We start from the raw sequence: 25,339 nt of genomic DNA, 5'->3' as shown, positions 1-25,339 counted from the left end.
GGGAGTCTTCCTTGTTACTTCACGGTGACGTGGCCGACCATGCCGTAGTCGCGGTGGTCGGGAATCAGGCAGGAGAATTCGAACGTGCCGGCCTTGCTGAACTTCCAGAGGATCTCGGCCGTCTTGTTCGGTGCGAGCCGGACACCGTTGGGATCGTCGTGCTCCATGTGCGGATGCTTCTTCATCTCCACGGCATGCGCGAGATTCTCCTTCGTCGTGGCGAGCAGGAATTCATGGTCCTCCTTGCCGACGTTGCGCAGCACGAAACGAATCTGCTCGCCGCGTTTGACCTCGATCCTGGCGGGCGCGTAGTCCATCTCGTTCAGCAGGACCTCGATCGTGCGCGCGGGCTTCCTGGGATCGCCGGGCTCGCCGGCCGAAAAGGTCCCGTGCCCGTGCTGGTCGTGGGCAAACGCCGGTGCGATCGAAAGTGCAGCCAGCGCAAGTCCGAGTTTGATCGTCTTCTTCATCTTGTTCTCCAGTTGGTGGTTCATCGAAACGCTCACATCTTCATGTTCTTCATCGGCGCGCCTTGCTGCCGCGCCGGCTCTGCGGCCGGCGGCGTGACCTCGTAGGCGACGGTGCCTTGCGGGAATTTGTAGGGGCCGGGATCGCGATAATCGTCGCGCGCGAGGTCCTCGCGGATCTTCATCACGGTGAACATGCCGCCCATCTCGATCGGCCCGAACTGACCGGTGCCGGTCATCATCGGCAGCGTGTTGTCGGGCGCGGGCATCTCCATGTTGCCCATGGCCATGCCGGTCGAGCCCATCGCCATGGCATCGGGCGCGAGCTTGCCGACCGCCCTGGCGAGATCCTTGCGCGACACGCCGATCAGGTTACGCACCTCGTGCCCCATTGCGTTCATGGTGTGATGTGACTTGTGGCAGTGGAACGCCCAGTCGCCGGGATTGTCGGCGAGCACGTCGAACACCCGTACCGCGCCCACGGGTACATCGGTGGTCGTCTCCGGATATTGCGCGCTCTCCGGAATCCAGCCGCCATCGGTGCAGGTCACCGCAAAGCTGTGGCCGTGCAGGTGGATCGGATGGTTGGTCATGCTGAGATTGCCGATGCGCACGCGCACCTTGTCGCCGAGCCTGACCGGCAAGGGATCGATGCCGGGAAACACCCGCGAATTCCAGGTCCACATGTTGAAGTCGGTCATCTCGTTGACCTGCGGCAGGTATGTGCCGGGATCGACGCGATAGGTGCTCATCACGAAGACGAAGTCGCGGTCGACCGGCCGGAAGCTTTGATCGCGCGGATGCACGACGACCATGCCCATCATGCCCATCGCCATCTGCACCATCTCGTCGGAATGCGGGTGGTACATGAAGGTCCCGCTCTTCTTCATCTCGAACTCGTAGACGAAGGTTTTTCCCGGCTGGATGTGCGGCTGCGTCAGTCCGCCGACACCGTCCATGCCGCTGGGAATGATCATGCCGTGCCAGTGCACGGTGGTGTATTCGGGCAGTCTGTTGGTGACGAAGACGCGGACCTTGTCGCCTTCGACCGTCTCGATGGTCGGACCCGGCGACTGGCCGTTATAGCCCCACAAATTCACTTTCATGCCTTCGGCGAACTCGCGCACCACGGGTTCGGCGACGAGGTGGAATTCCTTCCAGTCGCCGTTCATGCGGAACGGCAGCGACCAGCCGTTCAGCGTGACCACGGGGCGATAGTCCGGGCCGCTGATCGGATGCAGCGGCGGCTGCATCACCACCTTGTCTATGTGAGGCGCTTCCGGAATGGACGCGGCCTGCACACGGCCGCTGACGGCTGACGCGCTGGCAAGCGCGGCGGTGCCCAAAAATCCTCGGCGGGAATACATGTTGGCCTCCATCTCAGTGACCGCCATCGGCAGGCGCTGCCGCGGCGATGGTGGTTGAAGTGTCGCCGCCCGACGCAGGCGCGCCGCCGCCGTTGACGGCGGTCTGGAGGTCGGACTGGGCGAGGAAGAATTTTTGCTTGGCATCGATCGCGCCGCGCAGCGACGCCAGGCGCTGCCGCGCTTCGGTGAGCAGCGCGAAAATATCGACCTGCATGCTGGAGAAGCGCAGCTGCATCTCCTCCGTGATGATTTTTCGCAAGGGGAGGATTTCGCGCTGATAGTGGCTGGCGATGTCGTAGGTCGAGCGATAGACGCGATAAGCATCGCGCGCCTCGGAGCGGACGTTGACGGCGCGCTCGGTCAGGCGGTTGAAGGCGAGATTGTAGGTCTCCGCCGCTTGCCGCACCCGCACCTCGCCGCCGTCGAAGATCGGGATCTGGAACTGCACGTCAAAACCGCGTTCGCGGAACGGCGGGCCCTCGGGATCCTGGGTGCGGCGGGAGATGCCGGCGAGGTCGAGCAGCGTGACGAAGCGCGTCGCCTCGGTGAGGTTGAGTGACTTTGCCAGCGCCGTTAGCTCCAGCCGCGCGGTCTGAAGATCGATGCGATGGGCCACCGCATCGGCCTCGATCGAGGGCAGTGCCTGCGGCCGGCGCGGCAGCGGCGGCAGTTGATCGGGCAGACGGAAGTCGAGGCCGCCGTCCCACAGCCCCATCAGGCGCGCGAGCCTTTCGCGGACGCTCGTTGCCGCCTGCCGCGCGGTTGCGAGGTCGGCCGTGGTCTCGGCATAAAACACCTGCTCGCGGGCCTGGTCGAGCTTGTTGATCGAGCCGGTCTCGCCGAGTTTGACCGCGAGCTGCGCCGTCGATTCCGCCGTCGCCTTCGCGTCGGTGAGCAGCGCCACCATTTCGTTGCCGGCGACCGCACGGACATAGGCGCGCCGGACATCTGCGGCCAGCCGCAGCGTCGCCAACGCCGCGCGCAATTGCGCCTGACGGAAACGGTCGCGGGCGATGTCGGAGCGGAACGGCAGGGTGGCCAGCGCGAGGATGTCGCCAACTACCTGACGCTCTATCTCGCTCGCGCCATTGCCTGCGATGCGCGAGATCGAAAACACAGGATTGGGCGGCAGGCTCTGCTCGACCAACTCGGTCTCGGCCAGCGCCAGCTCGTTATAGGTCGCTTGCAGTCCCTTGTTGTTGAGCAGCGCGATCTGCACGGCCGTCTCGGTGGTCAGCGTGCGTGCCAGCAAGCGGCGGACGGCCGCGTTGACGGCCTCCGCGCCTTCGGCCGTTCGCACGAAGGCGACGTCCTTGTTGATGGTCTGGCTGGTGAGGTCCGAGACCGTCGTCATGCCTCCGTCCGGCGAGAATGCCATGCAGCCGGAGAGTCCCAGCGCAGTGAGCACGAGCAGGCCCCGCGCAAAATGATGCGTCATGGCGCGCCCCTACCGGTCTTGCTTCGGCTGCGGTGCGACAGCGTCGTTGCGGTCGCGCCATGGCCCCGGCGTCGCGGGCCGCAGGCTGGTGTAGGGCGCAATCGTCGAGCGATAGCCGACGCGTGCGACCTTTGCCGCAGGATCGGCAGGATCGGCGCCGGCAATTTGCGTCGTTGCTGGCATGCAGCCCGACAGCGCGAGTGCAAGCACGGCCAGCAGCGGCCATTTCAATGGAAAGTGTCGTCCACGCGCCGCGGATGCGGCGGCGAACTTCGCCCCGGAAAGCGTAAGCATGAGTCATCCTTGATCTGTCGTAGAGACCACAGGTTCGCGCGCGCGGATGCACGTGCGGCCCTGACGTCGTCGCGTCAGATCAGGCGATGGGAGGGCGGTAGTGCTGAGGCGGCGCCGCGCTGTGCAGGCTGACCACGATCTCGGGCGCGCAGGCGGAAATCGGCTGCAGCGGCTTGGCGACGCCGGGCAGGTCGGCCGGCAGCGCGCTCACGCACATCATCGCGCAGCACGGGCCAGCCTTGCCGTCATGGTGATGTTGGGCGGGCGCATCCTGTGCGGCAGTCTGGTGATGCGCGTGCATGCCTGCGTGGTCATGCGGCACACCGTCATGCACGTCGCCGGCCTGCATCTGGTGATGCACCGGCACGAGATCGGCGAGGAGCGCGTCGTCGAGGCACGGCGCCGGGCCGCTGCCCCAGGCGAGGGCTGCTGCCGGAGCGAGCACGCAGAACAAATAGGCGAGGGCGATGATCCGCCCCACCCTGATCCGCATCGATCGCGTTAATCGCAACAGCATTCCGCCGACAGGCTCCTCGCGCGGCAATCTTGCACACGCAGATTGCAAACTAATGGCAAAGCGCGGCTTCGCCAAGCATCTTCTTACCGCAGTGCACCGCGCATGCCCAATATCGCGGCACGATGCTTGACCGCGCGGCGATCAGCGAACATGGTCCGGCCCGTGCACGCGCCAAATCTTCCAGAACAGAGACCGGCCTCATTCACCCCTGATTCGCGTCAGGCTTGGGTGCGGCTGTTGCTTGCGCTGCTGATCGGTTCGATCGGTGGCGTCGGCATGTGGGCGGTCGTCGTGGTGATTCCCGTCGTGCAGACCGAGTTCGCCGCCACGCGAGCAGCTGTGTCGCTGGCCTTCACACTGATGATGTTCGGTTTCGGCCTTGGCGGCGTGATCGCCGGCAAGATCACCGACAAGTTCGGCATCGTGCCGGCGATGGCGATCAGCATCGCTTTCATCGGCGTTGCCAACGTGCTGGCGGGGCTCTCGACCCAGCTCTGGCAGTTCGTCGCGGCCTATTTCCTGATCGGGCTCGGCACCTCGGCGACCTTCGCGCCGCTGATGGCGGAGGCCTCGCACTGGTTCGAACGCTATCGCGGACTTGCCGTGACCATCGTCGCGAGCGGCAATTACGTCGCGGGCACGATGTGGCCGCCGCTCATCAGCGAGGGCATGCAGACGATCGGCTGGCGCACCACGCATATCGGCATCGCCCTCGTTTGCGTGGTCCTGATGACGATCCTGGTGCTGGTCCTGCGCGCACAGATCGGCGACGACAAGGTCCGCAATCACGCCAATGCGCGGCCGCCGCAAGTCGATCTCAAGCTTTCGACCAATACGCTGACCGTGCTGCTTTCGATCGCCAGCATCTCCTGCTGCGTCGCCATGGCGATGCCGCAGGTGCACATCGTCGCCTATTGCGGCGATCTCGGTTACGGCGTGGCGCGTGGCGCCGAGATGCTGTCGCTGATGATGGCCTGCGGCATCGTCAGCCGCATCGGCTCGGGCTACCTTGCCGACAAGATCGGCGGCATCCGCACGCTGCTGGTCGGATCGCTGGCGCAGGGCTTTGCACTGGTGTTCTATCTGTTCTTCGACAGCCTGACTTCGCTCTATCTGATCTCCGCGATGTTCGGCCTGTTTCAGGGCGGCATCGTGCCGAGCTACGCCATCATCGTGCGCGAGGCGATGCCGGCGAGCGAGGCGGCAACCCGCGTCGGCATCGTGATCTTCGCCTCGGTGTTCGGCATGTCCTTCGGTGGCTGGGTGTCGGGCGTCATCTTCGACGCGACGGGCTCCTACGCTGCGGCGTTCGCGAACGGCGTGGCGTGGAATGCCCTCAATGTCGGTATCGTCTTGACGCTGCTGATCCGGTCGCGAATGAACGCGGTCAAGACGGGACCGGGTTTTGCGACCTAGACTTCTCGTCCCACCTTCAGCAGCGAGCAACCGGTGATCTTGTAGCTGCCGTCCGCCTGCTGCTCGAGCGTGTACAGCGCCTCCCAGGCTTCGCCATTGGCATCGATGATGTGGACGTGCTGGGAGATCCAGTTGCCTTCGCTCCTGCTCTCGCCAAATTCAAAACTCTTGTGCCGGTAGACCGGCGCGTAGCCGTTTTGCACCATGGACATGAAGATATCAGGGGCGGGGAATATCTCTTTGATCGCCGGTGCGGCGTAGGAATAGGCCGCCGCAGCATCGTCGCGCGCGAGAGCCTGTTCCTGGGCGCTGATCACGCCTTGCGCCGCCGAGACGTCGCCGGCGCGTGCTGAGACGGAGCTGAAGATAACGCTGATAGCGACGAGCAAGGCGGCGATGCGCATGACAGGCTCTGCGTTGAAATCCCGGCGATGCCAATCCTAGCACGACCTCAGCGAAATACGGCGTGCTATCGCTTCCGTTTCACCGCGGGCTTTGCGGGCTTGGCGGCGCGCGCCTTGGTCTTGGTGCCGGACTTGCCGGCCGGCTGCACCCGCAGCCCGTCCACGAACACGTCGAGCATGCGCAGTACCGAGGATTGCCAGCCGGGCTGGTCGTGCATGTAACACATGCCGACGAGTGCCCTGAGCAGATCCTCCGGGCTGACATCGCCGCGCATCTGGCCGGCCGCGACCGCGCGGTCGAGCAGCGAGCCGATCGCCTTGGTCAGCCGGTCCATCGAGAACGCCGCGAGTTCCGACGAGCTCTGGAACGTCAGCGCCAGCGCGGCCGACATGCCCTTTTTTGTGGCAACGAATTCGACATTGGAGCGCAGCCAGCGCCGCAGCGCGTCGACCGGGTCCTTGGCATTCTTCAATTGCTCAGCGAGCTCGCTGAGCTGCTCGACCTCGCGCCGGTACACCGCCTCGAACAAATCCTCGCGAGTCGGAAAATGCCGATAGAGCGTGCCGATGCCGACGCCGGCGCGTTTGGCGACGGCTTCCAGGCTCGCCTCGGGACCGCCCGCGTTGAACACGATTTTCGCCGCCTCGAGCACGCGCTCGCGATTGCGCACGGCGTCGGCGCGGGGCTTCCGAATCTGGTCGGTCTGGTCGTCCATGGCGGTAATGTAGATCACGAATTGGTTAGATTGAACCCTAGCAAGGCTGCATCGCGTTGTATGCGCACGGGCTTTCGACGAATTCCAAATATTTTCGGGCAGCCCTTGTTAACCGGAGGGTGCCTCCGTATCTTCCTTGAGATGTTGGCCGGGTTCCGCCTGGCCAACGCATATCGACGGCGGCCACGGAGGTGGCGCGCTGGCTGATGACTCATGTCCATATCTGATCGGAGCCTTGTATGAACCACTCCATCAGCCTCACCGTGAACGGTGCGCGGCGCGATTTCGTCCTCGACGATCCGCGCGTCACGCTGCTCGATCTCCTGCGTGAGCGCCTCCATCTGACCGGAACCAAGAAGGGATGCGATCGCGGCCAGTGCGGCGCCTGCACCATTCTCGTCGACGGCAAGCGCATCAACTCCTGTCTTGCTCTCGCCATCAGCCATGATGGCGCCGACATCCTCACCATCGAAGGCGTGGCGCGCGGCGACCAGCTTCATCCCGTGCAGGCGGCCTTCATCGCCCATGACGGCTTTCAGTGCGGCTTCTGCACGCCCGGCCAGATCATGAGCGCGATCGGCATGATGCAAGAGGCGCAAGCCGGCAACGATCCCGAGCGCATCCGCGAGTGCATGAGCGGCAATCTCTGCCGCTGCGGCGCCTATGCCGGCATCGTCGATGCCGTGCTGGAAGCCCAGGCCGGCATGGATGAATCCAATCAGAGGCGCTCCGCATGAAACCGTTCGATTATATCAGGCCGGCCACAGTGGCCGAGGCCGTCGCGGCGGCCGCTCAGCCGGGTACTGCCTATCTCGCCGCCGGCACCAATCTGCTCGATCTGATGAAGGGCGGCGTCAGCCGGCCGGATCGTCTGGTCGATGTCACGCATCTCGATGGGCTCGATCAGATCGAGACTCTCGCTGACGGATCGTTGCGCATCGGCGCGCTGGTGGGCAACGCCGATCTCGCGCATGACGCAAACTTCGCGAAATCCTACCCGGCCGTCGCTGAAGCGCTGCTGTCCGGTGCGTCCGCGCAACTGCGCAATGCCGCGACCGTCGGCGGCAATCTGCTGCAACGGACGCGCTGCGCGTATTTCTACGACACCGCCAGCCACTGCAACAAGCGCGAGGCCGGCTCGGGCTGCGACGCCCGTGAGGGCGAGAACCGCACCCATGCCGTGCTCGGCTGGAGCGAGAGCTGTATCGCCACGCACCCGTCGGACTTCTGCGTACCCCTGCTTGCGCTCGATGCCGTCGTCGAGATCGAGGGCAGGAACGGCCGCCGCGAGATCGCGCTCGACGCGCTGCATCGTCTGCCGGGCAACACGCCCGAGCGTGAATCGGGGCTCGAACCCGGCGACCTCATCGTCGCGGTGCGCCTGCCGCCCGCGGCGCGCGGCTTCGCCACGCATGCGCGCTACCTCAAGGTTCGCGAGCGCACGTCTTACGCGTTCGCCGTGGTCTCGGCCGCGGCGGCGTTGCGGATCGAGAACGGCAAGATCGCGGAGGCGCGGCTGGCGCTCGGCGGCGTCGCCGCAAAGCCCTGGCGTGCCCGTGCCGCGGAAGACGTGCTCAAGGGCGTCGCGCCGACGAGCGACGCTTTTCAGGAAGCCGCCTGGCGCGCGCTTACCGACGCAAAGCCGTCCGGCGACAACGCCTTCAAGATCGAGCTCGCACGCCGCATCGTCGTGCGCGCGCTGACCCTTGCCGCTGCCGGTACGCCCGCGCGTATTCCCGCGCTGCCGGCCTCTCCCTTTGCCTCGACGTCCGGAGCCATCCATGCCTGAGCTTAATCTATCCAGCTCTCCCGCCCATCTGCGCCACGGCTCGAACATCGGTCAGCCGCTGACCCGCCGTGACGGCGTCCTCAAGGTCAAGGGGCAGGCGACCTATGCCGCCGACAACCATCCGCCCGGCATGCTGTTTGCCGTGATGGCTGTCGCCAGCATCGCGCGTGGCCGCGTCACCTCGCTCGATGTCGCCGCCGCAAAACGCCATCCCGGTGTCGTTGACGTCATGACACCAGACCACAAGCCGCAGCTCGCAATCGATCCGGAAATCAAGACCAATCCGTTCGTGTTTCGGATGGAGGTGTTGCAAAGCGACGAGGTCCGCTACGCCAACCAGCCCATCGCCGTCGTGATCGCCGAGACGCTGGAGGCAGCGACGGAAGGCGCGGTGCTGCTGGCGCCGCGCTACGAGACGCTGCCCGCGCTGGTCGGCCTCGATGCCGGCGAGAGTTACGTGCCGCCGGTCGTGGGCGTCGGCAACCCCACCGAAAATCACCTCGGCGATGTCGAGGCGGGTCTTGCCGCGGCCGAGAAGCAGATCGACGCGATTTACGAAACGCCGCCGCAATATCACAACGCGATGGAGCCGCATGCGATTGTGGCCGCATGGAATGGCGACAGTCTGCAGATCGACATGCCGACCCAGGGTCTGATGCTGTCGCTTGCGCGCGTTGCCGAATTGTTCGGCATCGCGCATGACAAGATCCACATCCGCAGCCCGTTCCTCGGCGGTGGCTTTGGCTCGAAGGGGCTGATGGCTGGTCCGCCGGTCCTCGGCATCATGGCCGCAAAGCTGGTCGGCAAGCCGGTCAAGCTCGTACTGCGCCGTGAGCAGATGTACGGCCCGGTCGGTCACCGTGCACCGACGCGTCAGCGGCTGCGCATTGGCACGGATGGCGAAGGGCGCCTGACTGCGCTCGATCATCACGCCCGGACCGTGTCGAGCACGTTCGACGATTTCTACGAGCCCGCGGCGGACGCCTCGCATACACTCTATGCCAGCCCATCAATCCGCACCTCGCATGACGCCGTGCGCGTCAACACCGGTACACCGCTGTTCATGCGTGCGCCCGGCGAGGCCACCGGCTCGATCGCGCTCGAAAGCGCGATCGACGAAATGGCTTGGGCCTGCGGCATCGATCCGCTGGCTTTCCGCCTGAAGAACTACGCCGAGGTCGAGCCGATCACTGGCAAGCCGTTTTCGTCCAAGGCGCTGCGTGCTTGCTACGAGCAGGGCGCGGCGCGCTTCGGCTGGTCGAAGCGTTCGCTCCAGCCGCGGCAGATGCGCGACGATGCTGGCCTTCTCGTCGGCTGGGGCATGGGCACCGCGACCTTCCCGGCGCTGATGTTCCAGGCCGAAGCGCGCGCGGTGCTCCGCCGCGACGGTAGTGGCGCGATGGAGATCGGCGCGCATGACATGGGGCAGGGCGCCTGGACGGCACTCGCGCAGATCGCGGCCGACGAACTCGGGCTCGACATCGACCGTGTCGAGTTCAAGGCTGGTTCATCCGACCTGCCCGACGCGGGCATCGCCGGCGGCTCGGCGCACACCGCGACCGCGGGTGCTGCGATCCACAGTGCCGGTGCGGCCGTCGTCGCAAAACTCGCCGATCTCGCCACCAACGACGAGCGCTCGCCGTTGTTTGGTGCCGGCAATGCCGGCGTGATCGCGCGCGATGGCCGGTTGATCCGGCGCGACGACGAGACCCGTGGCGAGAGCTACGTCGAGATCCTCGCGCGCGCGGGCGTTGCCGAACTCGAAGCCCGCGGCACCGGAGCGCCGAACCCTGCGGCGATGGAAGAGTATGCGATGCACGCGCATGGTGCGGTGTTTGCGGAGGTGAAGGTCGATCCCGAGCTCGGCCAGGTCCGCGTCACCCGCATGGTCGGTGCGTTCGCGGCGGGGCGCATCGTCAATCCGCATCTGGTGAAGAGCCAGCTGTTCGGCGGCATGATCTGGGGCATGTCCTTCGCGCTGCATGAGGAAGCCATCACCGACCGCCGCAGCGGCCGGATCATGAATGCCAATCTCGGCGAGTACCATATCCCCGTGAATGCCGACGTGCCGCCGCTCGACGTGATCATGGTCGAGGAGCACGATCCGCATGTGAATGCGCTCGGCATCAAGGGCGTCGGGGAGATCGGTATCACCGGCAGCGCCGGCGCGGTCGCCAACGCGGTGTGGCATGCGACCGGCGTGCGTGTCCGCCGCTTTCCGATCAAGATCGAGGAGTTGTTGACGCAGCGCTGAGGCAAAAAGGCGGGACGAGATCTTCTCGTTCCGCCGCGTCCTGCTAATGCAGTTTCTTGCGGAGCGCCTTCAGCGCTTCTCGCTGCGTCTCGATGTAGTCGGCAATAGCCTTACGCAGCTCCTGCGAATGGAGCTTGTCGGTGTCGCGCTGCACTTCATCGAGCGCGGCCTCTGCATTGGCGAGCGTGATCTTCATCTTCGAGCCCAGTTATGAAGCGGCGCCGGAATGTCTCTCGGCTTGGGTTCGCAACATATAGAGGGTCGACGCGCGGAGATTGAGATGCCTCAAGATCCGTAAGATACCGGGGCACTCCGTAAGATTCCGGATAATGTCGATGCGCCTCAAAACGTCGGCGGCGTGCAGGCCGAGATCACTTCGCACGGCTTGCCGCCGACGCAGCGGAAGCGATGCGGGCGACGGCTCTCGAAGTAGTAGGCATCGCCGGGATTGAGGATGCGGCGCTCGTCCTCGACGGTGACTTCGAGCTTGCCCGAGATTACGATGCCGCCTTCCTCGCCGTCATGGACGAGGTAAACGCGTCCGGTGTCGCTGCCGGGCTCGTATCGCTCTTTCAAGATCTGCAAGCTGCGGCCGAACAGATTGTCGCCGATCTGGCGATACGAGATCGGCTTCTTGCCGACCTCGGTCAGCTCCTCGGCGCGGTAGAAAATCTTGCGCCGTGACTCCGGCTCCAGCGCGAAAAACTCGGCGAGCCCCATCGGGATGCCGTCGAGGATGCGCTTGAGCGCGCCGACCGACGGGTTCATCTGGTTGGATTCGATCAGCGAGATCGTCGAATTGGTGACGCCGGCGCGCTTGGCGAGCTCGCGCTGCGACAGCTTGTGGTGCGCCCGGATGAATCGCAGCCGTCTACCGATGTCGACGCTCATGCCCCTGGTCCCTGTTGCAGGTGTTGCGGATCGCGCAAATATGGACCGGCAGCCCCAGTGAAATCAATGGCTTGCAGGTGACCAGAAAAGGACTTGTTGCGCTTCCGAAGCCGTGCCTCTGCTATCCCGTCAGCAAAGGAGCGTGGCCCGTGACCCTTCATCAGATTCCGAACACTATCAAGACCGACTCGTTCTGGATGCCGTTCACGGCCAACCGTCAGTTCAAGAAGGCGCCGCGCCTGTTCTCCTCGGCCGAGGGCATGCACTACACCACCGTCGACGGCCGCAAGGTGATCGACGGCTCCGCCGGCCTCTGGTGCGTCAATGCCGGTCACGGCCGCAAGCAGATCGCCGCAGCGGTCGAGCGCCAGCTGATGACGCTGGACTTCGCGCCGTCGTTCCAGATGGGCCATCCGCTGGCATTCGACTTCGCCGAGCGTCTCGCCGAGATCGCGCCGAAGGGCCTCGACCGCATCTTCTTCACTAACTCCGGCTCCGAGTCGGTCGACACCGCGCTGAAGATCGCGCTCGCCTATCACCGCGCCAACGGCCAGGCGAGCCGCACCCGTTTGATCGGCCGCGAGCGCGGCTATCACGGCGTCGGCTTCGGCGGCATGTCGGTCGGCGGCATGGTCGCCAATCGCCGCGCCTTCGCCACCCATCTTCCGGGCGTCGACCACATCCGCCACACCCACGATCTCACCCGCAACGCCTTCGCCAAGGACCAGCCTGAGCATGGCGCCGAGCTCGCCGACGATCTCGAGCGTCTGGTCGGCCTGCACGGCGCCGAGACGATCGCGGCCGTTATCGTCGAGCCGGTGCCGGGCTCGACCGCGGTGCTGCCGCCGCCGAAGGGCTATCTCAAGCGCCTGCGCGAGATCTGCGACAAGCACGGCATCCTCCTCATCTTCGACGAGGTCATCACCGGCTTCGGCCGCCTCGGCACGCCATTCGCCGCCGACTTCTTCGGCGTCACGCCGGACCTGATGACGACGGCCAAGGGCATCACCAACGGCACCATTCCCTGCGGCGCGGTGTTCGCGAGCCGCAAGGTTCACGACGGCCTGATGGTCGGCCCGGAGAACCAGATGGAGCTGTTCCACGGCTACACCTATTCGGCGCATCCGACGGCCTGCGCCGCCGGCATCGCGACGCTCGACATCTACAAGGACGAGGGCCTGCTGACGCGCGGTGCGTCGATTGCCGAATACTGGGGCGATGCGCTGCATTCGCTGAAGGGTCTGCCGAACGTCGTCGACATCCGCAATTGCGGCCTGATGGGCGCGGTAGAGCTGTCGTCGCGTGACGGTGCGGTCGGCGCGCGTGGTTACGACGTCATGGTCGATTGCTTCAATCGCGGTCTGTACTTCCGCATGAGCGGCGATAGCTTCGCGCTGTCGCCCCCGCTCATCGTCGAGAAGAGCCATATCGACGATATGGTCTCGATCCTCGGCGACGCCATCAAGCGGGTGGCCTGATAATTGCTCTCGCCGTTGCGGAGTTTGTTCTTGCAGCGGCGAGCGTGATGCCGCGGGAGTTTGACGAAGCGTGAAAGTTCTGATCCTCGGCAGCGGCGTCATCGGTGTCACCTCTGCCTACTACCTTGCGCGTGCCGGTCATGAGGTGACGGTCGTCGACCGTCAGCCCGAGCCGGCGCTGGAGACCTCTTTCGCCAACGCGGGCGAGGTGTCGCCCGGCTATTCGTCGCCCTGGGCCGGTCCCGGCGTGCCGGTGAAGGCGATCAAATGGCTGCTGATGAAGCACGGCCCGCTGGTGATCCGGCCGAAGCTCGATCCTGTCATGTGGGTCTGGCTCTCCAAGATGCTGCGCAACTGCACCAGCGCGCGTTACGCGGTCAACAAGAGCCGGATGATCCCGATCGCGGAATACAGCCGCGATTGCCTGCGCGACCTGCGCCGCGACATCGGCATCCAGTATGACGAGCGCTCGCAGGGCACGCTGCAGCTTTTCCGCCACCAGGCGCAGCTCGATGGCACCGGTGAGGACATCGCCGTGCTCAAGCAGTATGGCGTTCCTTTCGAGGTGTTGAGCCGGGAGGGCTGCATCGCGGTCGAGCCGGCGCTCGCCGCCGTGAAGGAGAAGTTCGCCGGCGGGCTTCGCTTGCCGCAGGACGAGACCGGCGACTGCCACATGTTCACGCAGGCGCTGGCCAAGCATGCCGAAGCGCTCGGTGTGCGCTTCATGTTCAACACCGGCATCGATCGCATCGTCACGGATGGCGCGCGCGTCAGTGGTGTCGTGACCAGTGCGGGCTCGTTGCAGGCCGATGCCTACGTTCTCGCGCTCGGAAGCTGGTCGTCGCGGCTCGTTGCACCGCTTGGCATCTCATTGCCGGTCTATCCGGTGAAGGGCTATTCGATCACGGTGCCGATCAAGGACGCCTCCGGCGCGCCGGAATCGACCGTGATGGACGAGAGCTACAAGGTCGCGATCACCCGCCTCGGCAATCGCATCCGCGTCGGCGGCACTGCCGAGATATCCGGCTATTCGAGCCAGCTCTACGACGCCCGCCGCGCCACGCTCGATCACTCGCTGACCGATCTGTTCCCGCGCGGCGGCGATCTCTCCAAGGCGACGTTCTGGAGCGGCCTGCGTCCGATGACGCCGGACGGCCCGCCGGTGATCGGCCCGACGCAATACGGCAACCTCCACCTCAACACCGGCCATGGCACGCTCGGCTGGACCATGTCCTGCGGCTCCGGCCGCGTGCTCGCGGACATGCTGTCGGGCAGGAAGCCGGAGGTCGATGTGAGTGCGCTGACGGTGGACCGGTACAAGTATCGGTTCGGCTAAGACTCCATCCGCCCGTCATTGCGAGGAGCGAAGCGACGAAGCAATCCAGAGTGCCTCCGCGGAGAAAGTCTGGATTGCTTCGCTTCGCTCGCAATGACGATGTGGAGACGTCGCGGCTTTTCTTACTTTCGCCGTGCGCGGTGGAAGGTGAGCACGGGCTTACCCCGCGCCCGTCACGCAATTCACCCACAGCACCACAGCCTTCGCATCATTGGCCGGATTGGAAAACCGGTGCGGCCTTCGGCTAGCGAACCGAAAACTGTCGCCCGTCTTCAGCGACCACGTCTCGCTGTCCACCGTCAGCATCATCTCGCCTTCGAGCACGAGGCCGGCTTCCTCGCCGTCATGGGTATAGAGTTCGTCGCCCGCGGAGCCGCCGGGATCGATATGCACCAGGAACAGGTTGAGCCGGTTGTCGCTGCCCGCAGCGCTCAGCAGTTGCTTCGAAATTCCGCTGCGCCAGAGTTTCAGTTCCGGCCGCTGAAGCCCGCGCGTCACCACCTGGTCGGAGGCACCGTCGGGACTTGGGCTCGCACCGAACAAAGCGGCCATGCCGACGCCGAGCACGTCGGAGAGCGTTGCCAGCACGCGCAGCGATGGCGACGACAGGCCGCGCTCGATCTGGCTGAGGAAGCCGATCGACAGGTCGGTGCGCGCCGCGACGGTCTCGAGCGAGAATTGTCTGACACGCCTGAGATCGCGGATACGGCGGCCGACCGCGACATCCATCGCGGGCTCGGCCGGCTTGGTGGTAGCCTTGGCTTTCACCTTCGCCGGCTTTGCGGCGGCCGGTTTGCGCATTCTTTTGCCACCGCTCACGTCAAACCGCTTCCTTCATGTGCATGAAAACCGCTTGCATCGCCCGCGAAAGTGTGACCAAATTTTCATATTGGTGAAAATAGGCCGAAACGGCTTGGCCCGCAACGTCTGATCACGACATGCGCGAGCGCCGACATCGGCCAAGCCCAAAGGGGGATGCGATGAAGCGTTTTGGTCTGGCCGCGGTCGCGGCGCTCGCGATTGCAGCGGCGATGCCGGCTTCGGCGCAGCAGGCGTTGAAGGTCGGCTCGACGCCGACAGGCATTCCCTTCACCTTCCTCGACACCAAGACCAACACCATCCAGGGCATCATGGTCGACATCGTCACCGAGATCGGCAAGGACGCCGGCCTCAGCGTGCAGATCGAGCCGATGGCGTTCTCGGCGCTGATCCCGTCGCTCACATCGGGCAAGATCGACATGATTGCGGCGGCGATGTTCATCACCGCGCCGCGCAAGGAGGTCGTCGACTTCTCCGATCCGATCTACACCTACGGCGAAGGCCTGGTGGTCCCGAAGAGCGACACCAAGGCCTATGCCACGCAGGATGATCTGAAGGGCGAGACGGTCGGCGCCCAGGTCGGCACCGCCTTCGTCGATGCGCTGAAGAAGTCCGGCCTGTTCGCCGACGTCAAGGCCTACGACACCATCCCTGACATCCTGCGCGACGTGAACACCGGTCGCCTCAAGGCCGGCTACGCCGACTATCCGATCCTCGCCTACAATCTGAAGCAGGGTGGTTTCCCTGAGGTACGTCTCGTCGACGGCTACAAGCCCGTCACCGTCGGCTCGGTCGGCATCGGCGTCCGCAAGGGCGAGGCCGCGCTGCTCGGCAAGATCAACGCCTCGTTGGCGAAGCTGAAGGCCAACGGCACCATCGACAAGATCCTCGAGAAGTGGGGTCAGAAGGCGCAGGGTTGATCGACAGAGGCTGGTAAGGCTGACCGATGAAAGGCTTCTGGCACGACGCCGTCGAATTCTTCCCGATCCTGATGAGCGGTGTCGCGCTGACGATCGTCGTCACCATCGGCTCGCTGCTGCTCTCGACGGTGCTGGGTCTGATCTGGGCGATGATGCGGGTCTCCGGCATCAAGGTGCTGTCGATGCTCAGCGCCAGCCTGATCAACGTGATCCGCGGCATCCCGATCATCGTGCTGTTGTTCTACCTCTATTTCGTGATGCCGGATCTCGGCGTCACGCTGTCGGCCTTGCAGGCCGCGATCCTCGGGCTCGGCATCGCCTATTCGGCCTACCAGGCCGAGAATTTCCGTGCGGGCATCGAGGCGATCGACAAGGGCCAGATCGAGGCGGCGCAGTCGATCGGCATGGGCTGGTGGCTCACCATGCGCCGCGTGGTGTTGCCCCAGGCGGTGCGCATCGTGCTGCCGCCTTATGGCAACGTCATGATCATGATGCTGAAGGATTCGTCGCAAGCCTCCACCATCACGGTCGCCGAGCTCGCGTTGCAAGGCAAGCTGATCGCATCCTCGACCTTCAAGAACACCAATGTGTTCACGCTGGTGGCGCTGATGTATCTCACCATGAGCATCCCGCTGATCCTGCTGGTCCGTCACTTCGAGAAGCGGGCGGGCAAGAAATGATCGAGCTCACCGACGTCCACAAGAGCTTTGGCCAGAACGAGGTGCTCAAGGGCATCACGGCCTCCGTCCAGAAGGGTGAGGTGGTCTGCATCATTGGCCCCTCGGGCTCCGGCAAGTCGACGATCCTGCGCTGTATCAATGGGCTGGAAAGCTACGACCGCGGCGAGATCAACGTCGAGGGACTGAAGGTCGACCGCGATGCGTCCTCCATCGTGAAGGTCCGCACCCAGGTCTCGATGGTGTTCCAGCGCTTCAACCTGTTCCCGCATCGCACCGTGCTGGAAAACGTCGTCGAAGGCCCGCTCTTTGTAAAGAAGGAGCCGCGTGCGCAGGTGCTCGAGCGCGGCCGCGCGCTGCTCGGTCAGGTGGGCCTCGCCGAAAAGGCCGACGCGCATCCGCCGCAGCTCTCCGGCGGCCAGCAGCAGCGCGTCGCCATCGCGCGCGCGCTCGCGATGCAGCCAAAGGCGATCCTGTTCGACGAGCCGACCTCGGCGCTCGATCCCGAACTGGTCGGTGACGTGCTCGGCGTGATGCGCAAGCTCGCCGATGACGGCATGACCATGGTCGTCGTCACCCACGAGATGGGCTTTGCCCGCGACGTCGCCGACCGCGTGCTGTTCATCGACGGCGGCGTCATCGTCGAGCAGGGCGCGGCGAAGGCCGTCCTCAATCAACCCCAGCACCCGCGCACGCAGGACTTTTTGCGCCGCGTGCTGCATCCGCTCTGATCGGTCCTCGTCATGACTACGCGCCTGCCTCTGCCGCCCTCGCTCTATGCCGACACCGCCGTCGCGCCGGTTGCCACGCCGCCGCTCGACGCGGACAAGACCGTCCCCGTCGCGATCGTCGGCGGCGGCTACACCGGTCTGTCCACGGCCTTGCATCTGGCGGAGCGAGGTGTCGAGGCGCTGGTGCTGGAGGCGCAGGAACCTGGTTGGGGCGCATCGGGCAATAATGGTGGTCACACCAATCCCGGCTTGAAGCATGACCCCGATCAGATCGAGGCCGATTTCGGCGCCGAGCTCGGCCGCCGCATGATCGACTTCTCCTACGGCACGACCAATTTCACGCACGACCTGATCCGCCGTTACCAGATCCCCTGCGAAGCGCGGCAGAATGGCACGCTGCGCGCGGCCTACAACGAGGCCAGCGCCGCCGCGATCGAGAAGACGGCGCAGCAATGCATGCGCCGCGGCATGCCGGTGCAATATCTGAACCGCGAGCAGTTGCGCGAGATGACCGGCACGGACCGCTACATCGGCGCCATGCTGGACTCGCGCGGCGGCGATCTGCATCCGCTCAGCTACGCCCGTGGCCTCGCGCGCGCCGCGATTTCCGCGGGCGCGAAGGTCCATGGCGAAACGCCGGCGCTGTCGCTCCGTCGCGACGGCGCGCGCTGGCGCATCGAGACGCCGCGCGCGGTGGTGCATGCCGACAAGGTCCTGCTCGCCACCAACGGCTTCACCGACGATCTCTGGCCGGCGCTCCGCCGTACCATCGTGCCGGTATTCTCTTCGATTGCCGCCACCGCGCCGCTCTCCGACGCGGTCGCCCGCTCGATCATGCCGACACGGCCGGTGCTCTACGAGAGCGGTCATATCACCGTCTATTATCGGATCGATCAAAACAACCGCCTGCTGATGGGCGGCCGCGGCCCGATGCGCTGGATCAAGTCGCCCAACGACGTCGCCTATCTCATGCGTTATGCCGAGCGGCTATGGCCGCAGCTCAAGGGCGCCGCCTGGACGCATGGCTGGAACAGCCGGCTCGCCATCACCAAGGATCATTATCCGCATGTGCACGAGCCGGCGGAGAGCGTCCTGATCTCGCTCGGCTGCAATGGCCGCGGCGTCGCGCTCTCGACCGCGATGGGCGCGCAGCTCGCGCGCCGGCTGATCGGCGGTGCCAAGGCTGAGATCGACATGCCCGTCACGGGTATCAAGCCGATTCCGATGCACGCATTTTGGCCCTTGGGGGTTGCGACTGCTGTGATCACGGGCCGGGTGCGGGATCGGCTGGGCGTTTGAAGAAGAAGGCGCCGCCCCGTCAGGAGCGACGCCTTGCATGACTTGCAGATAGGGCGTCAGCAGCGACCCTGTTTCCACAGGCCGGGCGGGCAGCCCCTGCCGCGCCAGCCGACCTTGCGCCCGTGGTGCCATCCGAGATGAGTGGCATGGCGATGTCCATGGTATCCGCCATGATGGCCGTGGCCGTGGCCATGGCCATGACCATGTCCGTGGCCGCCCCTGGCGAATGCGGCGTTTGGCATGGTGAAGCCGGCCGCGATGATCAGTGTTGCGGCGAGCGCAAGTTTCTTCATCCGAAATCTCTCCTGTTAGGCACGCATCTGTCCGTTCGACGAACGAACATCGATCGCGGTGTCGCGTGCAAATGCGGAGGAGTCGTGACGCTCAGGATTCGGCGACAGCGTCGGCCCAGGGCTGGAAGATCTCGACCGCGCCCGAATTCGTATCGTCCTCGCGCATCACCACGCTGGGGCAGGCGAACTTCTGCGGCAGGGCCTGCACTTGCGTCTCTTCATAATCGAAGCGTGCGGCAAGTGTCTTGCGCACGTCTGCCGGCAGTCTGATATCGCCGATCACGACCGCGCCTTCGCTTGCGTCGATCCGCGGCTGGTGGATGGCCGTGTCGAGGTCCATGCCGTAATCCATCGCAAAGGACACGAGCTGCATCACCGACGGCAGGATGCGGCGGCCGCCGGAGGCGCCGACCGCGAGACGCTTGCCGTCCTTCGTTTCGGCGATGACGGGCGTGTAGTTGCAGAGACAGCGCTTCCCGGGAGCGAGCGAGTTGGTGGTGCCCGGCGTCGGGTCGAACCACATGATGCCGTTGTTCATGGCAATGCCGGTGTGCGGCGTCACGTATTTCGAGCCGAAGGACGAGAGCAGCGTCTGCGTGACCGCTGCGATGTTGCCGTGGCGGTCGACCACGGAGAAATGCGTTGTGCAGGCGGGCGCCAGATATTCGGCGCCGAGCGATCGCTTGCCGTCGGCATCGCCCATGTCCTTGAGCCGCTCGCGGAAGGCTGCTTGCAGCGCCACCGCATATTCGCTGTAGGTGGTCGCGTCGGGTGCGCTTCCCGGCTTCAGACTCTGCTGCAACAGCCGCAGCGCATGCGCCATTGTCGGTCCGGCCGTGAGCTCCGGCGTCGCATACACCTTGCCGCCGCGATAGGGGATCGCCAGCGGCTCGCGCAGATGGGCGCGAAACGCGGCGAGATCCTCCACCGACAGCGAGCCGCCGTCGGCCTTGATGTCGGATGCGATGCTTTTGGCGAGATCGCCCTGGTAGAAATCGCGCGGACCGGCAGCGGCGAGGTGCGACAACGTCGCCTTCAACGTGGCCAACGGCAGCCGCGTCTCGGACTTGATGCCCCACGGCGCGCTCGGCGGCAGGCCATCCTTCAGGAAGGTGGCCGCGCTCGCGGGATAGCGCCTGAGATCGGCTGCCGATGCCGCGATCGTCAGCGTGGTCCACCAATCGACCAGCAGGCCTTCGCCGGCGAGCGCGGCGGCCGGCGCGACCAGATCCTTCCACGGCATCTTGGCGTAGCGGCGATGTGCCTCCTCCATGCCGGCGACGACGCCGGGCACGGCGACCGAGCCGGGGCCGTGAATGTTGCGATCGTCCTTCACCCGCGGCCAGGGAAACAGATCGGAGGCCGCGCCTTCGCCGCTGAGCGGGTAGTCGGTGGTGCGCAGGCTCTGTGGCGCGCACATGCCGTAGTCGATCACCTCGGTGCGATTTTCCTTGGCGCGGTAGAGCACCATGGCGCCGCCGCCGCCGATGCCGCTGTTCCAGGGCTCCAGCACGTTCAGCGCAAAGGTGGTCGCGACGATCGCGTCCACGCAGTCGCCGCCCGCCGCCAGCACCTGCGCGCCCACTTCGGCCGCCCGTCGCGATTGCGAGGCGACGATGCCGCCCTTGGATGTGACGGCGGGTTTGCGGACGGCTTGGGCGAGGCTGAACTGATGAGGCATGATGTCGTCTTGATCTCTGGATTCGGTTGTTCTGGCTTCACGCGGAAGCTGCAGCATTGGCGGGGCGTGCGAAGGATGGCACATTGCCGCCAACGAGAAAATCCAAAGGGAGACGAGACATGGCAGGTGTGAAACAGGCGCGGGATGGCGCGGTTGGGATCTTGACGCTCGACGAGCCGGCGAGTCTGAACGCGATGACGCCGGACCTGCTCGGCGCGCTCGCCGCCGCCGTCGCCGAGATGACTGGGGATGAGGGCATTCGCGCACTGATCCTCACCGGCGCGGGGCGCGGATTTTGCTCAGGACAGAATTTGAAGGCATCGGAAGCGCTGGGCGAGGACATCGCCGCCGGCGTGATGCGGTTCTACTGGCCCGCGTTCAAGGCGTTGCGCGAATGCCGCGTGCCTGTCGTGGTCGCCGTCAACGGCGTCGCGGCCGGCGGCGGCTTCAGCCTTGCGATGGCCGGCGACATGATTGTTGCGGCGCGGTCGGCGAGCTTCATCCAGGTGTTCAGCCGGATCGCCCTGGTGCCCGATCTCGGTTCGACCTGGCTGTTGCCGCGGCTGGTCGGTCGGCAGCGCGCGCTCGAGCTGATGTTGCTGAACGAGCCCCTGACGGCCGAACGTGCGCAGGAGATCGGCCTGGTGCGGCAGGTCGTCGACGACGCGAAGCTGATGGACGAGGCGCTGGTCCTGGCGCGCCGTTTGGCGGACGGCCCGACGCGCGCTTTGGTCGCAACGCGTGCGCTTGTCGAGGAGAGCGAGCATGCGGCTTACGAGGCGCAGTTCCGCCGCGAGATCGAGGTTCAGGCCACGATCCGCAAGAGCGCCGACGCCATCGAAGGCCGCACCGCCTTCGTCGAGAAGCGCAAGGCGAAGTTTACGGGGAAGTAGAGGAGCAGCCGCGGACTGCGCTCAGAGCCCGCGGTCCAGCCGGCTGGCCTGATATTTGGCGTGCCATTTCGGGCCAGGCCCGCGCATGTAGTGAAGTTCGGGGCGGTAGGGGTTGCCTGCGATCCGCACCAGCTTCTGCCACTTGGTGGCGACGAAGTTGAGGGGCTGGCAGAGCAGGGTTAATGAAGCGAACAGCACGGCATCACCTCAATGCGGCTTGCCGAGCATGGCGGTGAAGGGAAGGTCGAAGATCTCCTCGCCGTCGGAGCCGCTGACATGGATCACCCAGTCGCGCCAGTCTTCGGCACCCGGGGTGTAGATCATCGAGTGCATGATCTGGGCCGCACGGTCACGCGCCTCGGTCAGGCTGGCCACCGCGGTGCCGCTGCGATCGATCAGCGTGCCTTCGGTGTTGGAGCAGTGAAAATAGACCTGGACCATATGCGTCTCCTGTCGGGAGCGACTGGGATGGCAAACCGATACCACCCGAGGCCTTCGCGAAACATTCGGGGCGAGCCCGGTAAGGGAATCTACGGAGATTGGTCGCTGCGAAGGCCCGAGCGGGTTTGATCACAGGGGGGTGATGATCAACTGGACGGCGTTCCCATGGCATGGAACAACTTTGGACCGAAAGTCCGGGGGATCGCCGTGAACCAGCTCACATTCTGGCATGAACGCCGAAGCTTGTTTGCGGCGATCGTCGCCGGAGCGCTGTTCGGTCTTGCCCCGGGAGCCTCCTCCGAGCCGGTGAGGAAAAGCGGCTACGCGATCGGCACGGAAACCTGTGGCAGCGGCGATCTCGCCTTTCCCAGAATCCAGATCGACATGAAGGCGGGATTCTGCGCCGGTCTCGTCGCCAGCGAAGAGGATCGCCTGAAATTTCCGCGCTCGATCATCCAGGTGCCAGGCCGTGACCTGTTCGTGGTCGCCGACATGGGGGGCTGGGGCCACACCGATGGACGGCTGCTGCTGCTCGATCCGCATGCGCCGCAGGGGCAGCGGTTCAAGGAGCTGCTGACCGCAATCGAATATCCGTTCGGTCTCGTGATTGGCCCGGACAAGAAGCTGTACGCCTCGACCGCGGAGACGATCTTCCGGTTCGATCCGCTCGCCGACAATCCCCGCAGCACGGTCGAGACCATCATCCGGCACATGCCCGGCCGCCGGATCACATTGCCTGACGGCACCAGGCTCGACGAGAGTGCCCATCCGCTCAAGCAGTTCGCCTTTGACGGGAACGGGCGGCTGTTCGTCAATGTCGGCTCGCACAGCGACGACTGCATCACGTCGGCGCCGATCACAAAACCATGCGCGGCGGCCGAGGGCGCGTCCGCGATGGCCTCGATCTGGCTGTTCACACCGCCCGCAGGCGGCATCTTCCCGGCGCTGAAGCCGGCCGATCCCGACCCGCCGCACACCGTCTATGCGCGCGGCCTGCGCAACTCGATGGCGCTGGCGCTGCATCCGAATTTTCCCGATCCTGGTTACGCCTTCCTGCAGGGCGAGAACGGCCGCGATCTGCCCGACATCTTCAAGCCGAACGAGGAGATCAACGCGATCGAGCAGGGCAGGCATTATGGCTGGCCTTATTGCTACGACCTGTCGACGCCGAGCCCCGAATTCAAGCCCGTGCTGCAATCCGGGGTCTACAGGTCGCTCTGCACGGCCAATGCGCTCTACAAGGCACCGTTCTCTCTGATGCCGCCGCACGGCGCGCCGCTGGCGATGCTCTATTATCACGGCGCGAAATTCCCGGAGCTGGAAGGCAAGCTGCTAGTCGGCCTGCACGGCTATCGTCCGACCGGCAGCCGCGTCCTCTTCTATGACGTCGACGACCATGGCTTCCCGAAGCCCGCCCCGGCGCCGGTGCGTTACCACGTCAGTTGCGCGGCAGATCCGACCCACAGCTTTCAGACCGACGCCGGAGAAGTCGCCGCCGCGCCATTCGACGAACTGATCGCAGGCTGGCACCGCGTCAACGGCGCGCGGCCGCAAGGAGCGCCCGTCGGCATGACGGTCGCAGAGGACGGCGCAATCTGGCTGGTCGAGGACAAGAACCAGACGGTAATCCGCATCGATCGCGCTGCTGGCGATCCGCCGCCGTTGCCTTGCGACATGCGCAGCCAGGCGATGATCGACCAGCTCGCGGCCTTCGTCGCCAAAGACGCGCAGAACAGTGTCCGGCTCACCACGCTGCGCAAGGGGCTCGTCGAAAAGCACTGCGTCGGCTGCCACTCGGATTTCGGCCTGAAGGCAGGGCAATCGGATGCGGAAAAGGACGCGACGGTGCTGCGCTTCATGCTGTCGCAGGACGGCTGGATCTATCCGGGCGATCCAGACTCCGGGAAGCTGCGCACGCGGCTGCGCGGTATCGGCGCCGAGAAGCTGATGCCGCCGGGCGGCGAAAGCCTGCCCAGGACCGAACCTGGCTACACGCGCCTGCTCGATACCGCGGACCTGCTGGTTGCGAAAATGGTTCCGGGCACGCGGATGCGGATCAAGTCCGGCCCGCCGCAGCGCAAGTTCTTTGGCAAGACCAACAAGGAATGCGGCGAAATACCGGCCGGCAAGGTCGTTGTCGTGACACAAAGGAGCGCTGTAGACAAACCCGGCTTCAGCCGATTCTTCCGGCCTGCCGATCCCTATCTGAATGGCGAGTGCAGCGACGACGATGGCTATTACATTCGGCAGGAATTTCTGGTGCCTGTGCAGTAGCCTCCTTCTCGTCATCGCGGCATCGCCGGCCCATGCTGAAACAAAGCTGTTCGAAAGCGTGCAGGTGACGCCGTCGGGCGAATACACCTTCGGCATCGAAGGGCCGGCGGCCGATCTCGACGGCAATCTCTTCGTGGTCAACTTTGGCAAGCCCGGCACCATCGGCAAGCTGCCGGTGGGCGGCGCGGCTTCGGAGCAGTTTACGGCACTGCCCGCGGGCAGCGTCGGCAACGCCATCCGCTTTGCGCGTGACGGCACCATGTTCATCGCCGACTACAAGAAGCACAACATCTTCGCGATCCCGAAGGGCGCGAGCGAGCCCGTCGTCTGGTTTCATTCCGACGAGATGAACCAGCCCAACGACATCACGGTCGCGCGCGACGGCACGATCTATGCGAGCGATCCGAACTGGAAAGGCAGGGAAGGCCACATCTGGCGCATCGCCAAATCTGCGGACGGCACGGTGCAGGGGCAGGTGATGCCCGCGCCGCGCGCGATGGGCACCACCAACGGCATCGACCTCAGCCCTGACGGCAAGACGCTCTATGTCGGGGAATCCAGCAGCGGCGAAATCTGGTCCTACACCGTCCGCGGTAACGAGCTCACCGGCGCAAAACTCGTCAAAGCCTTCCAGCCCGACACCGTCGACGGCCTGCGCACCGACGTCGCCGGCCGTCTCTATGTCGCGCGCATCCTCAAGGGCACCATCGCGCTGATGAAGCCCAATGGTGCGGTCGAGCGGGAGATCGCGCTGAAGGGCAAGGAGCCGACCAATCTCGCCTTCGGCGGCAGCGACGGCAAGACCGTCTTCGTCACCCAGCGTCAGGGCGGCTTCGTCGAGTCCTTCCGCACCGACCAGCAGGGCCGCGAGCACTGCCTCCAGCGCGGGCGCTGCTAGAGCATCACGGGCGGTCTGCCTCCGGCGCAGAGCAGCACCAAAGCGG

27 protein-coding genes are annotated in these 25,339 nt (G+C 65.2%); 13 read left to right on the top strand and 14 right to left on the bottom strand.

Translation table 11 applies throughout. The features are described from left to right. Positions 1–14: 14 nt before the first annotated feature. The 5 genes from AB7531_RS36500 to AB7531_RS36480 all read right to left on the bottom strand — a co-directional run bounded on the left by AB7531_RS36500 (position 15) and on the right by AB7531_RS36480 (position 4,083). On the bottom strand, positions 15–470 hold the full coding sequence (locus AB7531_RS36500; protein ID WP_063986677.1) for a cupredoxin domain-containing protein: 456 nt from the start codon (positions 468–470) through the stop codon (positions 15–17). Between the two features lie 32 nt (positions 471–502). Next, entirely contained in the window at positions 503–1,834 is a 1,332-nt protein-coding gene (locus AB7531_RS36495) for a copper oxidase (protein WP_231144260.1), read from the bottom strand. 13 nt (positions 1,835–1,847) lie between these two features. Beyond that, complete coding sequence (locus AB7531_RS36490) at positions 1,848–3,272, bottom strand: TolC family protein (protein WP_063985392.1); 1,425 nt, start codon at positions 3,270–3,272, stop codon at positions 1,848–1,850. Positions 3,273–3,281: 9 nt separating this feature from the next. Next, positions 3,282–3,566: a hypothetical protein gene (locus tag AB7531_RS36485; protein WP_063985391.1), complete on the bottom strand. Its 285-nt coding sequence runs from the start codon at positions 3,564–3,566 to the stop codon at positions 3,282–3,284. Positions 3,567–3,645: 79 nt separating this feature from the next. Then, the gene (locus AB7531_RS36480; RefSeq protein ID WP_063985390.1) at positions 3,646–4,083 is read right to left on the bottom strand and encodes a hypothetical protein; all 438 of its coding nucleotides are present in this window, start codon (positions 4,081–4,083) and stop codon (positions 3,646–3,648) included. A 150-nt stretch (positions 4,084–4,233) separates the two neighbouring features. Between AB7531_RS36480 and AB7531_RS36475 the strand changes: the two genes are divergently transcribed. After that, positions 4,234–5,499 carry an MFS transporter gene (locus tag AB7531_RS36475; RefSeq protein ID WP_063985389.1) on the top strand — a complete coding sequence of 422 codons (1,266 nt, stop codon included), beginning with the start codon at positions 4,234–4,236 and terminating at the stop codon, positions 5,497–5,499. Here AB7531_RS36475 and AB7531_RS36470 read toward each other — a convergent pair. Both AB7531_RS36470 and AB7531_RS36465 read right to left on the bottom strand, forming a co-directional pair. After that, positions 5,496–5,903, bottom strand: coding sequence for a DUF4864 domain-containing protein (locus tag AB7531_RS36470; protein WP_063985388.1), 408 nt, complete (start codon positions 5,901–5,903; stop codon positions 5,496–5,498). The two genes, AB7531_RS36475 and AB7531_RS36470, sit on opposite strands and share 4 nt — an antisense overlap. A gap of 65 nt (positions 5,904–5,968) precedes the next feature. Next, positions 5,969–6,619, bottom strand: coding sequence for a TetR/AcrR family transcriptional regulator (locus tag AB7531_RS36465; RefSeq protein ID WP_187388096.1), 651 nt, complete (start codon positions 6,617–6,619; stop codon positions 5,969–5,971). Positions 6,620–6,858: 239 nt separating this feature from the next. Here AB7531_RS36465 and AB7531_RS36460 point away from each other — a divergent pair, with 239 nt between their 5' ends. From AB7531_RS36460 to AB7531_RS36450, 3 genes are read left to right on the top strand one after another with little or no spacing between them, the layout of a single operon-like run. After that, positions 6,859–7,356 (top strand): (2Fe-2S)-binding protein, encoded by a 498-nt coding sequence (locus AB7531_RS36460; RefSeq protein ID WP_008140891.1) that lies wholly within the window; start codon positions 6,859–6,861, stop codon positions 7,354–7,356. After that, on the top strand, positions 7,353–8,408 hold the full coding sequence (locus AB7531_RS36455) for an FAD binding domain-containing protein (RefSeq protein ID WP_063985386.1): 1,056 nt from the start codon (positions 7,353–7,355) through the stop codon (positions 8,406–8,408). The genes AB7531_RS36460 and AB7531_RS36455 overlap by 4 nt, the downstream gene beginning before the upstream one ends. Then, positions 8,401–10,662, top strand: coding sequence for a xanthine dehydrogenase family protein molybdopterin-binding subunit (locus AB7531_RS36450; protein WP_063985385.1), 2,262 nt, complete (start codon positions 8,401–8,403; stop codon positions 10,660–10,662). Before AB7531_RS36455 ends, AB7531_RS36450 begins: the two co-directional genes overlap by 8 nt. Positions 10,663–10,705: 43 nt before the next feature. Here the strand turns inward: AB7531_RS36450 and AB7531_RS36445 are convergent, their stop codons facing one another. Further along, positions 10,706–10,858, bottom strand: a complete 153-nt coding sequence (locus AB7531_RS36445; protein ID WP_166082130.1) for a hypothetical protein — start codon at positions 10,856–10,858, stop codon at positions 10,706–10,708. A 146-nt stretch (positions 10,859–11,004) separates the two neighbouring features. Continuing rightward, complete coding sequence (locus AB7531_RS36440; RefSeq protein WP_063985384.1) at positions 11,005–11,553, bottom strand: cupin domain-containing protein; 549 nt, start codon at positions 11,551–11,553, stop codon at positions 11,005–11,007. Positions 11,554–11,702: 149 nt separating this feature from the next. Here AB7531_RS36440 and AB7531_RS36435 point away from each other — a divergent pair, with 149 nt between their 5' ends. Next, a complete protein-coding gene (locus tag AB7531_RS36435; protein WP_063986675.1) occupies positions 11,703–13,031 on the top strand; it encodes an aspartate aminotransferase family protein in 1,329 nt (442 codons plus the stop codon). Between the two features lie 70 nt (positions 13,032–13,101). After that, positions 13,102–14,367, top strand: coding sequence for a D-amino acid dehydrogenase (locus AB7531_RS36430; RefSeq protein ID WP_063985383.1), 1,266 nt, complete (start codon positions 13,102–13,104; stop codon positions 14,365–14,367). A 159-nt stretch (positions 14,368–14,526) separates the two neighbouring features. Here the strand turns inward: AB7531_RS36430 and AB7531_RS36425 are convergent, their stop codons facing one another. Further along, positions 14,527–15,168: a helix-turn-helix domain-containing protein gene (locus AB7531_RS36425; RefSeq protein ID WP_063985382.1), complete on the bottom strand. Its 642-nt coding sequence runs from the start codon at positions 15,166–15,168 to the stop codon at positions 14,527–14,529. Between the two features lie 179 nt (positions 15,169–15,347). Between AB7531_RS36425 and AB7531_RS36420 the strand changes: the two genes are divergently transcribed. The 4 genes from AB7531_RS36420 to AB7531_RS36405 are packed head-to-tail and all read left to right on the top strand — an operon-like array spanning position 15,348 to position 18,813. Next, positions 15,348–16,106, top strand: a complete 759-nt coding sequence (locus AB7531_RS36420; protein ID WP_063985381.1) for an ABC transporter substrate-binding protein — start codon at positions 15,348–15,350, stop codon at positions 16,104–16,106. Between the two features lie 26 nt (positions 16,107–16,132). Then, entirely contained in the window at positions 16,133–16,786 is a 654-nt protein-coding gene (locus tag AB7531_RS36415; protein WP_014497665.1) for an amino acid ABC transporter permease, read from the top strand. Then, positions 16,783–17,514: an amino acid ABC transporter ATP-binding protein gene (locus AB7531_RS36410; RefSeq protein WP_063985380.1), complete on the top strand. Its 732-nt coding sequence runs from the start codon at positions 16,783–16,785 to the stop codon at positions 17,512–17,514. Before AB7531_RS36415 ends, AB7531_RS36410 begins: the two co-directional genes overlap by 4 nt. Positions 17,515–17,526: 12 nt before the next feature. Then, positions 17,527–18,813 carry an NAD(P)/FAD-dependent oxidoreductase gene (locus AB7531_RS36405; protein WP_063985379.1) on the top strand — a complete coding sequence of 429 codons (1,287 nt, stop codon included), beginning with the start codon at positions 17,527–17,529 and terminating at the stop codon, positions 18,811–18,813. Positions 18,814–18,869: 56 nt separating this feature from the next. Here the strand turns inward: AB7531_RS36405 and AB7531_RS36400 are convergent, their stop codons facing one another. After that, positions 18,870–19,106, bottom strand: coding sequence for a hypothetical protein (locus AB7531_RS36400; RefSeq protein ID WP_063985378.1), 237 nt, complete (start codon positions 19,104–19,106; stop codon positions 18,870–18,872). 91 nt (positions 19,107–19,197) lie between these two features. After that, positions 19,198–20,787 (bottom strand): gamma-glutamyltransferase family protein, encoded by a 1,590-nt coding sequence (locus tag AB7531_RS36395; protein WP_283018468.1) that lies wholly within the window; start codon positions 20,785–20,787, stop codon positions 19,198–19,200. A 119-nt stretch (positions 20,788–20,906) separates the two neighbouring features. Between AB7531_RS36395 and AB7531_RS36390 the strand changes: the two genes are divergently transcribed. Further along, entirely contained in the window at positions 20,907–21,680 is a 774-nt protein-coding gene (locus AB7531_RS36390; RefSeq protein ID WP_063985377.1) for an enoyl-CoA hydratase-related protein, read from the top strand. Positions 21,681–21,701: 21 nt separating this feature from the next. Here AB7531_RS36390 and AB7531_RS36385 read toward each other — a convergent pair whose 3' ends face one another. Together AB7531_RS36385 and AB7531_RS36380 are read right to left on the bottom strand one after the other, a co-directional pair. After that, positions 21,702–21,878: a hypothetical protein gene (locus AB7531_RS36385; protein ID WP_187387812.1), complete on the bottom strand. Its 177-nt coding sequence runs from the start codon at positions 21,876–21,878 to the stop codon at positions 21,702–21,704. 9 nt (positions 21,879–21,887) lie between these two features. After that, positions 21,888–22,121 (bottom strand): DUF6894 family protein, encoded by a 234-nt coding sequence (locus tag AB7531_RS36380; RefSeq protein WP_014497658.1) that lies wholly within the window; start codon positions 22,119–22,121, stop codon positions 21,888–21,890. Between the two features lie 207 nt (positions 22,122–22,328). Here AB7531_RS36380 and AB7531_RS36375 point away from each other — a divergent pair, with 207 nt between their 5' ends. After that, on the top strand, positions 22,329–24,395 hold the full coding sequence (locus AB7531_RS36375) for a PQQ-dependent sugar dehydrogenase (protein ID WP_063986673.1): 2,067 nt from the start codon (positions 22,329–22,331) through the stop codon (positions 24,393–24,395). Beyond that, a complete protein-coding gene (locus AB7531_RS36370) occupies positions 24,352–25,293 on the top strand; it encodes an SMP-30/gluconolactonase/LRE family protein (protein ID WP_063985376.1) in 942 nt (313 codons plus the stop codon). The genes AB7531_RS36375 and AB7531_RS36370 overlap by 44 nt, the downstream gene beginning before the upstream one ends. Positions 25,294–25,339: the final 46 nt, after the last annotated feature.

Source organism: Bradyrhizobium sp. 63_E2_N1_3 (assembly GCF_052076005.1).
Taxonomy (GTDB): Bacteria; Pseudomonadota; Alphaproteobacteria; order Rhizobiales; family Xanthobacteraceae; genus Bradyrhizobium; species Bradyrhizobium barranii.
This window is presented reverse-complemented; position numbering and strand designations above follow the sequence as displayed.

What these genes read in the sequence shown, in the direction of transcription:
- AB7531_RS36500 (WP_063986677.1), bottom strand. Translation starts at nt 470, where the DNA reads ATGAAGAAGACGATCAAACTCGGACTTGCGCTGGCTGCACTTTCGATC.
- AB7531_RS36495 (WP_231144260.1), bottom strand. Translation starts at nt 1,834, where the DNA reads ATGTATTCCCGCCGAGGATTTTTGGGCACCGCCGCGCTTGCCAGCGCG.
- AB7531_RS36490 (WP_063985392.1), bottom strand. Translation starts at nt 3,272, where the DNA reads ATGACGCATCATTTTGCGCGGGGCCTGCTCGTGCTCACTGCGCTGGGA.
- AB7531_RS36485 (WP_063985391.1), bottom strand. Translation starts at nt 3,566, where the DNA reads ATGCTTACGCTTTCCGGGGCGAAGTTCGCCGCCGCATCCGCGGCGCGT.
- AB7531_RS36480 (WP_063985390.1), bottom strand. Translation starts at nt 4,083, where the DNA reads ATGCTGTTGCGATTAACGCGATCGATGCGGATCAGGGTGGGGCGGATC.
- AB7531_RS36475 (WP_063985389.1), top strand. Translation starts at nt 4,234, where the DNA reads ATGGTCCGGCCCGTGCACGCGCCAAATCTTCCAGAACAGAGACCGGCC.
- AB7531_RS36470 (WP_063985388.1), bottom strand. Translation starts at nt 5,903, where the DNA reads ATGCGCATCGCCGCCTTGCTCGTCGCTATCAGCGTTATCTTCAGCTCC.
- AB7531_RS36465 (WP_187388096.1), bottom strand. Translation starts at nt 6,619, where the DNA reads ATGGACGACCAGACCGACCAGATTCGGAAGCCCCGCGCCGACGCCGTG.
- AB7531_RS36460 (WP_008140891.1), top strand. Translation starts at nt 6,859, where the DNA reads ATGAACCACTCCATCAGCCTCACCGTGAACGGTGCGCGGCGCGATTTC.
- AB7531_RS36455 (WP_063985386.1), top strand. Translation starts at nt 7,353, where the DNA reads ATGAAACCGTTCGATTATATCAGGCCGGCCACAGTGGCCGAGGCCGTC.
- AB7531_RS36450 (WP_063985385.1), top strand. Translation starts at nt 8,401, where the DNA reads ATGCCTGAGCTTAATCTATCCAGCTCTCCCGCCCATCTGCGCCACGGC.
- AB7531_RS36445 (WP_166082130.1), bottom strand. Translation starts at nt 10,858, where the DNA reads ATGAAGATCACGCTCGCCAATGCAGAGGCCGCGCTCGATGAAGTGCAG.
- AB7531_RS36440 (WP_063985384.1), bottom strand. Translation starts at nt 11,553, where the DNA reads ATGAGCGTCGACATCGGTAGACGGCTGCGATTCATCCGGGCGCACCAC.
- AB7531_RS36425 (WP_063985382.1), bottom strand. Translation starts at nt 15,168, where the DNA reads ATGCGCAAACCGGCCGCCGCAAAGCCGGCGAAGGTGAAAGCCAAGGCT.
- AB7531_RS36420 (WP_063985381.1), top strand. Translation starts at nt 15,348, where the DNA reads ATGAAGCGTTTTGGTCTGGCCGCGGTCGCGGCGCTCGCGATTGCAGCG.
- AB7531_RS36415 (WP_014497665.1), top strand. Translation starts at nt 16,133, where the DNA reads ATGAAAGGCTTCTGGCACGACGCCGTCGAATTCTTCCCGATCCTGATG.
- AB7531_RS36410 (WP_063985380.1), top strand. Translation starts at nt 16,783, where the DNA reads ATGATCGAGCTCACCGACGTCCACAAGAGCTTTGGCCAGAACGAGGTG.
- AB7531_RS36405 (WP_063985379.1), top strand. Translation starts at nt 17,527, where the DNA reads ATGACTACGCGCCTGCCTCTGCCGCCCTCGCTCTATGCCGACACCGCC.
- AB7531_RS36400 (WP_063985378.1), bottom strand. Translation starts at nt 19,106, where the DNA reads ATGAAGAAACTTGCGCTCGCCGCAACACTGATCATCGCGGCCGGCTTC.
- AB7531_RS36395 (WP_283018468.1), bottom strand. Translation starts at nt 20,787, where the DNA reads ATGCCTCATCAGTTCAGCCTCGCCCAAGCCGTCCGCAAACCCGCCGTC.
- AB7531_RS36390 (WP_063985377.1), top strand. Translation starts at nt 20,907, where the DNA reads ATGGCAGGTGTGAAACAGGCGCGGGATGGCGCGGTTGGGATCTTGACG.
- AB7531_RS36380 (WP_014497658.1), bottom strand. Translation starts at nt 22,121, where the DNA reads ATGGTCCAGGTCTATTTTCACTGCTCCAACACCGAAGGCACGCTGATC.
- AB7531_RS36370 (WP_063985376.1), top strand. Translation starts at nt 24,352, where the DNA reads ATGGCTATTACATTCGGCAGGAATTTCTGGTGCCTGTGCAGTAGCCTC.